Below are 210 nucleotides of genomic sequence, written 5' to 3'. Positions count from 1 at the left end.
CCAGCTGAGCTAAGGCCCCGTTTAATGTTATAAAATATGGTGGGCCTAAATGGACTTGAACCATCGACCTCACGCTTATCAGGCGTGCGCTCTAACCAGCTGAGCTATAGGCCCACATTCTTTTTTAGAGAGTCATTCTCTCAAAACTAAACAACAAAAACTATCAAACAAACGGTTTTGTCTGGCTCATATGTCCAGCTTATATCCTTA

General features: G+C 42.4%; 1 tRNA gene. It reads right to left on the bottom strand.

Annotated features, from left to right (window positions below):
* Positions 1–37: 37 nt before the first annotated feature.
* A tRNA-Ile gene (locus IE222_RS26250) sits at positions 38–114 on the bottom strand.
* Positions 115–210 lie beyond the last annotated feature (96 nt).

Origin of the sequence: Neobacillus kokaensis (assembly GCF_014656545.1) — a bacterium.
Taxonomy (GTDB): Bacteria; Bacillota; Bacilli; order Bacillales; family Cytobacillaceae; genus Neobacillus; species Neobacillus kokaensis.
This window is presented reverse-complemented; position numbering and strand designations above follow the sequence as displayed.